This window comes from Candidatus Binataceae bacterium (assembly GCA_035508495.1).
Taxonomy (GTDB): Bacteria; Desulfobacterota; Binatia; order Binatales; family Binataceae; genus JASHPB01.
Genome location: DATJMX010000014.1, coordinates 13,539 through 26,153 on the forward strand (window position 1 = coordinate 13,539; position 12,615 = coordinate 26,153).

The window sequence follows — 12,615 nt, forward strand, 5'->3', positions numbered from 1 at the left end:
TTCCGGCAAATGGACGAGTATTTCGAACATCCCAGTATCCCGCTCGGCGTCGCGGCGCTGATCGGGCTTTACCTGCTGGCGAGCCGTCTATGCGGCCGCAAGCCGACGCGCCGTCAGGCGATGTGGTTTGCACTTGCGATGGGCGCGATCCTGTTCACGCACACCACGCTCGACGAGCTGGCCGACCAGCGCATCTTTGCGATGCACATGCTGCAGCATCTGCTGCAGACCTTCGTGATTCCGCCGCTTCTGCTGCTCGGCACGCCGGGCTGGATGATTGCGCCGATCCTGACGAATCGATTCGTCAACCCGATCGCGAAGCTGTTCACTAATCCAGTCGTCGCGTTCGTGACGTTCGCGGCGGTGTTCGTCACGGCGCACTTCCCGCCGATCTTCGAGCGGATGTGCCGCGATGAGAATTTCCACATCTTCCTGCATCTCACCTTCATGACCGCCGGCGTCATCATGTGGTGGCCGATCCTGAGTCCAATTCCAGAGCTGCCGCGCCTCTCGTACCCGGCGCAGATTCTCTACTTGTTCCTGCTGATGATCCCGATGACGGCGGTCGCCGCGCCGATCACACTCGCGACGAACGTGATCTACCCGTGGTACGCCGAGGGTGCGCACGGCTGGGGCATCAAGCCGATCGACGACCAGGTGCTCGGCGGTCTCATGATGTGGGTCGGGCAGGGCACCTACCTGATGTTCGTCTTTACGCTGATTTTCTTCAGATGGTCACGCCGCGAAGACGACGATATCCCAGTGGTGCCTCCCACAGGCCGCCCCGAGCTGAGAGTTGTGCGCCCCGATCATCATCGCGCTAGTGCCTAATTCTGATCCCCTCTCCTAGGATAAGGAGAGGGGACCAGCAGGAGAGGGTGCAAAGCGGAATAGCTAGTTGCTATTTCTTCAGCGCGATCTGAACTGCGGTGCTACGTCCTCGGCGAAGGCCTGGATATCGTTTTCGTCGCTGAGCGGCGGGCTGTGCATGAATATGAAGTGAGTAACGCCGGCTTTGATGAAGCCCTCGAGCTTGTCGATGCATTCCTGCTTGCTGCCGATAATGATTCGGTCGCGGGCCTTTTCGGGCGTCGTCTGCGCCATCATCGCGATTAGCGATGTGAGCGTCTCCTCGCGCTGCTTGGGCGCCTTGTAGCATAGCGCCAGCATCAGGGTTTTCTCGATTTCGTCAGTATTGCGGCCGACGGTATCGCCGTGGCGCTCGATAGTGCCGATGAGCCTCTTCATTTCGCCCGCGTCGGCATTGGTCATGTTCCACATGTCGGCGTGTTTCGCGACGAGCTTCAGCAATACCTTCTCGCCGTGTCCACCGATCATCATGGGCAGATGCTTCTGCACCGGCTTGGGATTGCATACCGCGTCAACGACGTTGAAATGCTTTCCCTTGAGCGTGGTCTTGTCGTTGGTGAACATGCTCCTGATGATCTGGCACGATTCGTCGAGCCCCTCGAGGCGGCCACCAACCGTCTTGAAATCGAACCCCAGGCTCCGATGCTCGAGCTCGAACCATCCTGCGCCGATGCCCAGGTTGAAGCGGCCACCGCTTGCATGATCGAGCGTCGCCGACATCTTCGCGACCAGGCACGGATTGCGATAGGTATTGCCATTAACGAGCGCGCCAATTCGGGCGCGCTTGGTGTTCTGGCTGAGCGCACTGAGCAAGGTCCATCCCTCGAAACACGGCCCAGCCGGGTCGGGCGAAAAAATCGGATAGAAATGATCGAATACCCATAGCGAGTCGTAGCCCCAGTCGTCCGCCCTGGCCCAGAAATCGCGCAGTGCTTCCCAACTGGTATTCTGCTGTGCAGTCTGAACGCCGAAACGAATCGGATGATCAGCCATTTGCCCTCCGGGAGTGACTATCGATCGATTATTGGCCGAAAACTTTGGTAACGAGCTCAGTATCGAGGTATTCGGTCATTTCCTGGATTTTGCCGCCCCCGATTCGAAACACCTGGCAATAGGTATTGTTGTAGGAAGCGCCGCTGCGCGTTTTCGACTGCCCGCGCGATTGCATCACGACGAAGTCGCCTTCCGCGATGATGTTCTCGGGCGTGATCGTGAGTCCGCCGTCGAGCTGCGAGCCGAGCGGCATCATCACTTTGTCAACGAATTCCTGCCGGCTCTTGAACACGCCCGAAAGCCGGGTGGTTCCGATCAAGGTGAATTGCAGATCCTCGGCCAGCCGGCTCAGCGCGCCATCGAGGTTGCCCTTGGCGATATCGGCGAAGAATCCGCGTACCAGTTCCTTGTTTTCCGCAGTGCCCATCGGAGTGCCCTCCGCGCCGCGATACGGCCGCGAGCGTATTACCTAGATGGCGCAATGCGGGGCGCGAGTAAACCTGATTTTAGGGAGCAGCAGACATTACGGCTTGATGATCACGATCGTGCCGACCGGCAACAGCCGATGAAGCTGGTCGATTACATCGTTGTCGACCGAGATGCATCCCGTGGTCCAGTTGACGTTGCCATGATTGAGCACCGGATCATCCGTGCCATGGATGCCGATGCGGCCGCCGACGCCGACCACGTGCCCGTTATGTATAGGGATGACGTCGCTATCGACGAGCTCGTAGTAGCGCAGCCGGTCCACGAGGTTCGGATAGTTGAGCGTCAGGAACCATCGCCAGCGCCGGCTGCGATGCGTCTCGATGATCGTGTAAACGCCCTCGGGAGTGCGGCGATCGCCCTCGTATTCCTTTTCGCCATCGTCGAGGTTGCGCCCGAACACGGCGTGATAGGTCTGATAGCGTCGGCCCTTGTAGTAAACCACGAGAATGTGGCGGCTCTTGTAAACCATTACCGACCAACTGAGCGGGTCGGCAAACGACAGATCGCGCGTGCGCTTGAAAAGCAAGAGACCGGGCGTCGGCTCGCGATCATTCGCCCTGGATGCGGCCTCGGCGCCGGCACCGTCGAGCGCCGCCGATGCGCTCGAAGCTCCAGACTGCGAGGCGCTAGAGTTGGCTTCAGGAGCGGGCGTGGGCAGAGCAACAGGAGTATCGGGCGGCGGAACGTAAGCCTCGTGCGGGAGTATCTGAGAGGGCGCCTGCGGAACGATATTCTGCTTCTCCGCTTCGCCGCCAGTGATCGGCGGAGTGCCATCGACCGCCGAAGGATCGGCAACGGCCAGGCTCGCGCATCCTAGCAAGAGCATAAAGATAGCGGCGAGGGCGACTGAAAAAAATGACGTTGACTTCTCCACCACCAGCAACCTTCCCTCAGTTGGTTATATTCTGAAAATGCTGACGACGAAGATCAATCGTCACCGCTCCCGTTTCACCTTTCGAATCATCTAAAATGTTCTGGAGAGCGTAGATGCTATGGAGCCTTATTTAGCCCGCGCGTTCGCATCGTTGACGACCGGAATCTACGTACTGACCGTGAACGAGGAGGGTCGTACCCACGGGATGTCGTCGTCATGGGTCACGCAGGTATCCGGCGAGCCGGCGCTTTTCTCGGCGGCCGTAGATAATCGCCATTTCAGCCACGGGATTATCACCCGCACCCAAATGCTCGGTCTAAATGTCGTCGGAAAGCGCGGCCGGGAACTCGAGGATTACTTCTATTCGGCGCGCGCCCGCCGCCCCGACAACCTCGACGAGTCCGAATACGAGCTTTCGCCGGTGCTCGGCGTGCCGTGGCTCAAGCTCGCGATGGTCTCGATCGAAGCACGCGTTGTGAAGAGTGTCGTGGCAGGAGATCACACTATCTTCATCGCTTCGCCAGAGGGGGCCAGAATCTGCCAGAGCGACGATCCGCTTACCTCGCTCGACCTCGAGTATGTCTACGTCGGCGGCAAGGATCTAATCCCGCGCCATCATGAGGAGGATAAGGAAAAAGACAAGTAAGATCGCGGCGGGACCTTTTGACCGGTTCGGAAAGCGTCTGATAGCATCGCGCGATTCGACTCGGAGTTGTGAGATGGCTATCGAAAAGAATGAACTGCGCCGCGTGATGGGACACTTCGCAACCGGCGTTACCGTGATCACCACGCTGCGCGCCTCGGGCGAGCTGCACGGCCTGACTGCCAATGCTTTCACATCCGTGTCGCTCATTCCGCCGTTGGTCCTTATCTGCGTCGACAAGAAGGCCGAGAGCTATCCGTGCTTCGAGGAGAGCAAGGTCTTCACCGTGAATATCCTGGCCTCGGACCAGGAGGCGATCTCACGGCGTTTCGCGGTCAGTGGCGGGGAAAAGTTCCAGGGCGTCGCGTATCGTGCCGGCGCCAACAGCGCGCCGATTCTCGAAGGCGCGCTCGCTTACATCGAATGTCGCGTCACCAATACGATCGACGGCGGCGACCATACGGTTTACCTGGGTGAGGTCGAGCAGGCTGAGACGCGCGAGGTGAAGCCTCTGCTCTTCTTCCGCGGCGGCTATCGCGAGATCGGCGACTGAGGGCCCTAAAAAGCAGCTTTATCCGCCCCGCGAAATCAGCTTAAATCTGCGTCGACAAATTCGGATTAACCTCCATTGAGCACGTCTGCCCGCCTGCCCGGACTAAGCGTCTTCCTGCCCTCGCATAATGAAGAAGGCAACGTCGAGCGCGTCGTGCGCGGATTCATAAAAGAACTGCCGCGCTTTGCCGACGATTACGAAGTAATCGTCGTCAACGACGGCAGCCGCGATCGCACCCGCGAGATCGCCGAGCGGCTCGCGGCCGAGGATCCGCACGTGAAGGTCGTGAATCACGAGGTGAATCGCGGCTACGGTGGCGCCGTGATTTCCGGTATTCGCGCGGCGCGGATGCCGTGGGTGCTGCTGGCTGACGGCGACGGTCAGTTCGATCCTGCGGATATCGGCAAGCTGGCTTCGTTGGCGGATAACAACGATGTCGTGGCGGGCCGGCGGGCGCATCGCGCCGATCCGCTGATGCGGCGCGTCAACGGCAAAGCATGGACGACGCTGGTGCGTCTGCTGCTCGGAATCACGATCAGCGACATAGATTGTGGCTTTAAGCTGTTCAAGCGCGATTTCCTGGAGCAAATCGATCTACGCGCCCACGGTGCGATGATCTCGACCGAGCTGATGGCGCGGCTTACCGGGCGGGGCGTGCGGATCGCCGAGACCGATGTGAGCCATCTGCCGCGCCTTGCCGGTGAGCAATCGGGCGCGAATCTGAAAGTAGTGATGCGCGCCTTCAAGGAGTTGTTCCAGCTCTATCGCGAGCTCAAGGCCGAGGGCGCTTTGGCGCATCGTTAGCGGCAGTCGATGTTTGTTCGAGCAGCCCAAAGGGTATACGAGGATTAACGGATTGGTCTAAGCAGCAAGCGGATGCCAGTAAAAAGGTGCTTATTTGCGAGGGATTCTTGCCGCCGACGCGTGGCACAGCTATAGCAGTATTCAATACGCGACACTGCGACCCATGTCGGGCCGCCTGTCCAAGGAGATTCAAAGGTATGAAGCGCACCCTCTCTGTTCTAACCGCCGTCCTGTTCGCCGGCGCCCTGGCGGCCCCCGTCCTTGCTCAGGACAGTGGCGCGGCGGCAAGTTCACCGGCAGCCGAATCCAGTATGGCTGCGCCTGCTGGCGACGCATCGCCCGCAGCGACCAAGCATCATCATCGCCATCACAAGAAGAAGAGCGACAGCGGCGATATGAGCGGCGGTTCGATGGCCTCGCCGGCGGCTGCACCTTCGACCGGTAACTAACCTTAGATCCGAAAAGGATCGGGGGGCGAGCCCGCGGCTTGCCTCCGGCGCTGGCTGCGGACAATCCGCGGCACGGCGCCTGTTTCTTTAAGAGCGCGCGGCGACCAAAACGCCGCGCGTTTTTTTATCCACAGATTCCTGCTAGCATTTAGCGCGTTTCCGCGTATGCCTTGATTTGCGGGGGCATTGATCAGAGTTGGCGATTCTTCGCACTTTGTGTTTGTTGGTGCTCCTTTTGACGCTCGTTATGCAGCGTCCGATGGCTGTCGCCGCCAGCACCCAGAGCGTTGGTCACGATGAACAGGTTTGCGATCCGCTCGCCGATTATTTCCTCGGCATGGAAGACTACAACGAGGCGATCCGTCGCCATCAGTCGGTGATCCGCCGCGAACCCGGCAATGCTCTCGCGCACTACCATCTCGGCTTCGCCTATGGCGAGATGGGACAGCATGGCAAGGAACTCAGCGAATACCAGGCTGCGATCAACCTGGGCCTCGACGATTGGCAGCTGTTCCTCAACCTCGGCCTCCTCTACCTCGAAAACGGCCAGGTCCGTCAGGCGAGCGATGTCTTGCGCCTGGCGACTCTCCTTGGACCCGAGCGCGCCGAGACCCATTTCAATCTCGCTCTCGCCTATGAGCGGCTCGGCCTTCTCGCTCAAGCCGAGCAGGAGGATCTGCTCTCGCTGCAGATCGATCCTGAACAACCAGATGCCCGCAATACTCTCGGCGCTATCTATGCCGAAGAGGGCAAATATATGAGAGCCAACGAGGAGTGGACCGAACTGGTCAGCTCCAATCCCGACTACTCTCCCGCGCGCACCAATCTCGCGATCCTGCAGCAGTACCAGCGCAGCGATTCGCACGGCGGCGCGGAATCGTCGGGTTTTACTCACGCTCCCTGAGGACGGGAGGGGGATAACAGAAGATGGCCAGGAAGGTGGATGTGGAAGTGTGGAAAACTGCCAGGACTGCGCGCTGGGTAACCGCGATCTTCGTCGCCGCCGGATTCGGGCTCGGCTCACCGGCGATGGCGACTGCAACCTCGCATCGGCATCACGCGATGCATCATTCGAACGGGACAGCGGCGGGCGCCTCGCATACCGCGATCCCGCTGTATAAGGGCGCGCTGCTTGAAGATGCTGACAGCGGCCGCGTGCTCTATGCCTACAACGCCGACATGCAGTGGCCGCCGGCCTCGATGGCCAAGATGATGCTCCTGCTGGTCGCGTCGGAGCAGGTCAACGCCGGCCGCGTTCATATGAGCGATCCGGTCAGGATATCCGAGCGCTCGGCGCACACCGGTGGCTCGCGCCTCGGCCTCAAGGAAGGCGACGTCTATCCGCTCGGTGAGCTGATGAAGGCGGCGCTGGTCAAATCGGCGAACGATGCCGCGGTCGCAGTCGCGGAGAAAATCGGCGGCTCCGTCGAAGTGACGGTCCGCATGATGAATGCGCGGGCGCGCTCGCTCGGCATGACGCATACAGAGTATCAGACCGTCGATGGCCTCCCGCCGCGCCCGACGCACGACGTCGATCGCACCGACGCTTATGACCTCGCGACGGTCGCGCGCGCGATCATTCGCGAAACCAACCTGCTCCAATGGTCAAGCCAGGAGCACGTCGAGTTCGACAACGGCGTATGCATCCTCAACAACACCAATCATCTGATTGGGCACTTTGAAGGATGCGACGGGTTGAAGACGGGCTTCACTTTTATGGCCGGCTTCAACGTCACCACGACGGCCAAGCGCGGCGATATGCGCCTGGTCGCCGTTATTCTGGGTGCGCCGTCGAATCAGCAGCGCTTTGCGCAAGCCGGCAAGCTCATGCAATGGGGCTTCGATCGCTATACGGCGGTTGCTCTGCTGCGCTCGGGCGAGCCGCTGCCGGTAGTAGTGCGGGCGCAAACGGGCGAAACCATCACACCGATCGCGGCGCGCGACGTGAAAGTCGTGCTGCCCAAGACGGATGTATCGGACGTCAAGGTCGTGTACGATGTGCCGCCGACGATCAGCGGACCGGTCCGATCGGGAGAACCGCTCGGCCGGGTTGTCGTGCATGATGGCACCGGCGTGCTAACCGAGGTCACCGCGATAAGCCCGATAGACATGGGCGCGCCGTCTGAGCAACTCGGCGCAAGCGAAGCCTACGGAGCGACGGCGCCGCCGCAACAATACAATCATTCACAGGTGAACCAATGAAGATCGCTTCCCGTCAACGCAACCGCCGCAACTCGAAGCTCGCCCGCAAGCGGCGCACCGATCCCGTGCAGGCCAAGTCGCGCAAGCGCAAGATGCGCCGCACCCGCATCCGCGGCAAGTAAGCGCGCAGCCGCGCAAGAATCGCGAAGGCACTGGCAAATGGCCGGTGCCTTCTGCGTTTTAGTCGAATTACGTTCGTCGGCAAATTCGGGAATCACCTCGCCCGCAAAGCCGGAGCGGTCGCGCGGCGCGGCGCTTGCGATTCTCTTTCGCTCGCGCCGTGACGCGCAGGTAAGGGTGCACCGCCGGAAGCTCGGCAGAATGTTAGTCGCCGAGGCTTCTGCCTGCTCACGCCGCAGCACCCTCACCCGCGGAGTGATTCGCTCGCGAATCGCTCCGCGGCCTCTCCCCGTTTGCGCCTTCCGCCTGCGGCGGCAGCCGCGGGCGAGGCTATACGAGATCGCGCGAGTAGCAGGAAACGCAATCAAGGTGCGGCACCGTTGCCGGAACCGCGCTTGCATGGCGGGCAGAACGATCCAGCGAAAATTCGCGATCGCTAGAGCAATCGCATCGATTTAAACTTTCCCTTCGTGCCCTTGGTGCCTTCGTGGTGATCTTTTTCTTTCCGCACTCCGCTATGATATCGCTCCTCGCGTTGGAGCAAGGGGAGTTCGACGATGCCGATCATAGCAAGCGCGACGATCGCCCGCTGGAAAGACTGGAGCGGCAAGGGTCTCGAGCATTCGGTGCTCACCCAATCTGCCAATCGAATCGTGGCGGAGTCGGTCGTTATCGGCACCGCCGAAGCAAAACCGTTCGCGCTGCGCTATCGCATCGTCGCGGATCGCTGGTGGAGAGTCCGCGAGCTCGACGCCGACCTCATCGGCGGCCGCTCGCTCAAACTCAGGAGCGATGGGCGCGGGCACTGGTCAGGCCAATCAGGCCGAGCGTTGCCAAAGCTCGCCGGCGCGATCGACATCGATATTTCCGCGACTCCATTTACGAACACGCTGCCGATTCGCAGGCTCAAGATGAACACCGGCGACGCGCAGGAAATCCTCGCGGTCTACATTCAAGTGCCAGCGCTCACAGTCATAACCGATCGTCAGCGCTACACGCGCCTCGACGCGACTCACTACCGATACGACTCAGTCGACAGCGACTTCACCCGCAAAATCGAGATCGACAGTGCCGGCCTCGTCGTCAAATATCCCGACCTCTTCCGCCGAGTCAGCTAAACAGTTTTTTCTTCAAGGAACCGGATCATTTTCAACTGATCGGTTCAACTGTTCTCTAATCCAAACTTCCCTTCGTGCCCTTGGTGTCCTTTCCTTAGTGCCTTCGTGGTGATCTTTTTCCTTCTTCCGATTCACCTGTGCGCAAACTTCTGGCCTTCAAATTGACAACCGACCATGCCGCCAGTTACCAATGAATGTGCACCTCGGATCGTTCATCCTCACATCAGGAGAATCGCTCTGGCCGACCCTTCGGTGATCGCCGTCATCCCGGCGCGCTATGGCTCGTCGCGCCTGCCAGCCAAAGCACTGGCAGAGATCGCGGGGGTGCCGATGGTGGTGCGGGTATGGCGGCAGGCGTCGCGCTCGCGTTCGCTGTCGCGCGTCGTCGTTGCCACCGATGATGAGCGAATCGCAGCTCCCGTCCGTGCCGCGGGTGGCGAGGCGATCATGACCTCGCCCGACCATCCGAGCGGCACCGATCGTATTGCCGAGGTCGCGCGTAAAGTTCCCGCCGACATCTACATAAACGTCCAGGGCGATCTGCCGTTCATCGAGCCTGCCGATCTCGACGCGCTCGCGGCGCCGATGCGCGCCGACCAAACGCTGGCGATGGCGACGATCGCGACGCCGATTGTCGACGAGCACGAGTGGCAGAATCCAAATGTCGTCAAGGTCGTGTGCTCGTCGACGGGAGACGCGCTATACTTTTCGCGTAGCCCGATCCCGTTCGCGCGCGAGGGCGGAATCCCCGAGGTGGCGCTGCGCCATATCGGCGTTTACGCATACCGGCGCGACTTCCTCCTGCGGTTTTCGACGCTCAGCCAGGGCGTGCTGGAACAAATTGAAAAGCTCGAGCAGCTTCGCGCGCTCGAGCATGGCTTTAGAATAAGGGTGGTGGCGTCGGTCGCACCTTCGCTCGAGGTGGACACGGCGGAGGATCTGAAGCGGGCGCGTGACGCAGCGGAGGAATCAACTCGGTGACGGGGGAGGGAATAAAGATGGAGCGCGCAAAGACCAAGTTCATATTCGTGACCGGCGGCGTGGTGTCTTCGCTCGGCAAGGGCCTCGCAGCAGCGTCGCTAGGCGCACTGCTTGAAGCGCGCGGCCTCAAGGTCACGATGCTCAAGATGGATCCATACATCAACGTCGATCCCGGCACGATGAGCCCGACGCAGCACGGCGAAGTCTTCGTCACCGACGACGGCGCCGAAACCGACCTCGATCTCGGCCACTACGAGCGCTTCGTGCAGACCACGATGGGCCGCCGCAACAACTGCACGACCGGCCAGATCTACGACACCGTCATTCAGCGCGAGCGGCGCGGCGACTATCTCGGCGCGACCGTGCAAGTGATTCCGCATATCACCGACGAGATCAAGCGGCGCATCCTCGACGCGGCCGAAGGCAGCGACCTTTGTATCGTCGAGATCGGCGGCACGGTCGGCGATATCGAGAGCCTGCCCTTCCTCGAAGCGGCGCGCGAATTCCGATGGGACCTCGGCCGCGAAAACGTCATCTACGTTCACCTGACCCTCGTCCCGTTTATCGCGTCGGCAGGCGAGCTCAAGACCAAGCCGACGCAGCATAGCGTCAAGGAACTGACCGGCCTCGGGATCCAGCCCGATATCCTGCTCTGCCGATGCGATCGGCCGCTTGAAAAAAAGCTCAAGGCCAAGGTCGCGCACTTCTGCAACGTGGAAGAAAACAGCGTCGTCTCGGCTTGCGACGTTCCCGACATTTACGAAGTGCCGCAGCGCTATCACGAAGAAGGCTTCGATCAGCGCGTATGCGAAAAGCTCAATATCTGGACGGGCGCGCCGAATCTCAGCAAATGGCGGCGGATCGTCAAGACCGCGCAGAATCCTAAACTGAATGTTAACATCGCGGTCGTCGGCAAGTACGTCAACCTGGTCGATTCATACAAGAGCCTGCACGAGGCAATCTCGCACGGCGGGGTTGCCAACGAGGCCAAGGTCACCATCGACTACGTCGATTCCGAAGAGCTCGAGAAACAGGATGTCAACGAGCGCCTGAAGGACGCCCACGCGATCATCGTCCCCGGCGGCTTCGGCGAGCGCGGCACCGAGGGCAAGATTCGCGCGGTCCGCTACGCGCGCGAGAACAGCGTGCCGATCCTCGGCATCTGCTTCGGCCTGCATATGATGGTGATCGAGGCGGCGCGCAATCTGCTCGGCCTCAAGCGCGCTCATTCGCGCGAGATCGATCCCAGCTCGCCCGACCTCGTCATCGATATCATGGAGTCGCAGAAGGAAGTCGCGAAGCTCGGCGGCACGATGCGCCTTGGGGCGTATCCGTGCACGATCAAGCCGGGCACGCTGACCAACTCCGTCTATCGGCGTGCGAAGATTTCCGAGCGTCACCGGCATCGCTACGAAGTGAACAACGCATACCGCACGCGCCTCGAAAAGGTCGGACTCATCGCGACCGGCGTCTCGCCCGACGACTCGCTGGTGGAGATCATGGAGCTGAAGGGACATCCGTGGTTCATCGGATGCCAGTTTCACCCGGAGCTGAAGTCGCGGCCTCTCGATTGTCATCCTCTGTTTCGCGGCTTGATTCGCGCCGCGGTCCAGCGCCGCACGCAGGTCGCGCCGCGGCATACGAAGGTGCGGGAGCTGCGACTCGCGCAGTGAGCGTCGCCGAGATAAAAGCGGGCGACGCCGTTTTCGGCGGCACCGCGCTCGCATTCATTGCCGGACCATGCGTGATCGAAAGCGAAGAGTCGTGCCTTCGCCACGCCGCGCGCCTGGCCGAGATCGCGCGCAAAGCCGGCGTTGCGCTTGTCTTCAAGTCATCTTTTGATAAGGCGAACCGCACGAGCCTGAAGTCGTATCGCGGTCCCGGCCTCGACGCGGGGCTCGAGATCCTCGCACGAGTGAGGCGCGAGACGGGTCTCGCCGTGCTGACCGATATCCACGAGCCGGCACAATGCGCACCCGCGGCGGAGGTCGTCGATATCCTCCAGGTGCCCGCTTTCCTCTCGCGCCAGACTGATCTCGTGATCGCGGCCGCGCAGACTGGCCGCATCGTCAACATCAAGAAGGGGCAATTCCTCGCGCCGGGGGATATGCGCCCCGCGATCGCGAAAATCGAAAGCACCGGGAATCACAAGATCATGCTCACCGAGCGCGGCGCGTCGTTCGGTTACAACAACCTGGTGTCGGACATGCGCTCGCTCGTGATCATGCGGCGGCTCGGCTACCCGGTGATCTTCGATGCGACGCATTCGGTGCAGCTCCCGGGCGCAGGTGAGGGCGGCGTAAGTTCCGGCGGCCAGCGCGAGTTCGCACCGCCGCTCGCGCGCGCCGCAGTCGCGACCGGTGTGGACGGAATCTTCATGGAAGTCCACGAGGATCCCGATCGCGCCCTGAGCGACGGCCCCAACAATATTCCGCTCGCCCAGGTGCCCGCCCTTATCGACGGTCTGAAGCGAATCCACGAGGTCGCCAACACAATTGGCGCGCGAAATTGAACGAGGT

The 12,615-nt window shown here is 61.0% G+C and carries 15 protein-coding genes; 12 read left to right on the forward strand and 3 right to left on the reverse strand.

What is annotated here, in order from left to right; genetic code table 11:
- The first annotated feature begins 9 nt into the window (after positions 1 to 9).
- A complete protein-coding gene (locus VMA09_04375) occupies positions 10 to 831 on the forward strand; it encodes a cytochrome c oxidase assembly protein (GenBank protein ID HUA32815.1) in 822 nt (273 codons plus the stop codon).
- A gap of 78 nt (positions 832 to 909) precedes the next feature.
- Here VMA09_04375 and VMA09_04380 read toward each other — a convergent pair whose 3' ends face one another.
- From VMA09_04380 to VMA09_04390, 3 genes are all read right to left on the reverse strand, one after another.
- Complete coding sequence (locus VMA09_04380) at positions 910 to 1,863, reverse strand: TIGR03560 family F420-dependent LLM class oxidoreductase (protein ID HUA32816.1); 954 nt, start codon at positions 1,861 to 1,863, stop codon at positions 910 to 912.
- 28 nt (positions 1,864 to 1,891) lie between these two features.
- Positions 1,892 to 2,290, reverse strand: a complete 399-nt coding sequence (locus VMA09_04385; protein ID HUA32817.1) for a nuclear transport factor 2 family protein — start codon at positions 2,288 to 2,290, stop codon at positions 1,892 to 1,894.
- A gap of 96 nt (positions 2,291 to 2,386) precedes the next feature.
- Positions 2,387 to 3,229, reverse strand: coding sequence for a L,D-transpeptidase (locus VMA09_04390; GenBank protein ID HUA32818.1), 843 nt, complete (start codon positions 3,227 to 3,229; stop codon positions 2,387 to 2,389).
- A 115-nt stretch (positions 3,230 to 3,344) separates the two neighbouring features.
- Between VMA09_04390 and VMA09_04395 the strand changes: the two genes are divergently transcribed.
- The 11 genes from VMA09_04395 to kdsA all read left to right on the forward strand — a co-directional run bounded on the left by VMA09_04395 (position 3,345) and on the right by kdsA (position 12,608).
- A complete protein-coding gene (locus VMA09_04395; protein ID HUA32819.1) occupies positions 3,345 to 3,872 on the forward strand; it encodes a flavin reductase family protein in 528 nt (175 codons plus the stop codon).
- Positions 3,873 to 3,945: 73 nt separating this feature from the next.
- Entirely contained in the window at positions 3,946 to 4,422 is a 477-nt protein-coding gene (locus tag VMA09_04400; GenBank protein ID HUA32820.1) for a flavin reductase family protein, read from the forward strand.
- A 75-nt stretch (positions 4,423 to 4,497) separates the two neighbouring features.
- A complete protein-coding gene (locus VMA09_04405) occupies positions 4,498 to 5,226 on the forward strand; it encodes a glycosyltransferase family 2 protein (GenBank protein HUA32821.1) in 729 nt (242 codons plus the stop codon).
- A 197-nt stretch (positions 5,227 to 5,423) separates the two neighbouring features.
- Positions 5,424 to 5,675 carry a hypothetical protein gene (locus tag VMA09_04410; GenBank protein HUA32822.1) on the forward strand — a complete coding sequence of 84 codons (252 nt, stop codon included), beginning with the start codon at positions 5,424 to 5,426 and terminating at the stop codon, positions 5,673 to 5,675.
- Positions 5,676 to 5,934: 259 nt separating this feature from the next.
- Positions 5,935 to 6,579, forward strand: a complete 645-nt coding sequence (locus VMA09_04415; protein ID HUA32823.1) for a tetratricopeptide repeat protein — start codon at positions 5,935 to 5,937, stop codon at positions 6,577 to 6,579.
- 23 nt (positions 6,580 to 6,602) lie between these two features.
- Complete coding sequence (locus VMA09_04420) at positions 6,603 to 7,877, forward strand: D-alanyl-D-alanine carboxypeptidase family protein (protein HUA32824.1); 1,275 nt, start codon at positions 6,603 to 6,605, stop codon at positions 7,875 to 7,877.
- Positions 7,874 to 7,999, forward strand: coding sequence for a hypothetical protein (locus VMA09_04425; GenBank protein HUA32825.1), 126 nt, complete (start codon positions 7,874 to 7,876; stop codon positions 7,997 to 7,999). Before VMA09_04420 ends, VMA09_04425 begins: the two co-directional genes overlap by 4 nt.
- Before the next feature lie 555 nt (positions 8,000 to 8,554).
- Entirely contained in the window at positions 8,555 to 9,115 is a 561-nt protein-coding gene (locus VMA09_04430) for a putative glycolipid-binding domain-containing protein (GenBank protein HUA32826.1), read from the forward strand.
- Between the two features lie 174 nt (positions 9,116 to 9,289).
- Positions 9,290 to 10,096, forward strand: coding sequence for a 3-deoxy-manno-octulosonate cytidylyltransferase (gene kdsB, locus VMA09_04435; GenBank protein HUA32827.1), 807 nt, complete (start codon positions 9,290 to 9,292; stop codon positions 10,094 to 10,096).
- Positions 10,097 to 10,113: 17 nt separating this feature from the next.
- Positions 10,114 to 11,769 carry a CTP synthase gene (locus VMA09_04440; GenBank protein HUA32828.1) on the forward strand — a complete coding sequence of 552 codons (1,656 nt, stop codon included), beginning with the start codon at positions 10,114 to 10,116 and terminating at the stop codon, positions 11,767 to 11,769.
- The gene (gene kdsA, locus VMA09_04445) at positions 11,766 to 12,608 is read left to right on the forward strand and encodes a 3-deoxy-8-phosphooctulonate synthase (protein ID HUA32829.1); all 843 of its coding nucleotides are present in this window, start codon (positions 11,766 to 11,768) and stop codon (positions 12,606 to 12,608) included. The genes VMA09_04440 and kdsA overlap by 4 nt, the downstream gene beginning before the upstream one ends.
- Positions 12,609 to 12,615 lie beyond the last annotated feature (7 nt).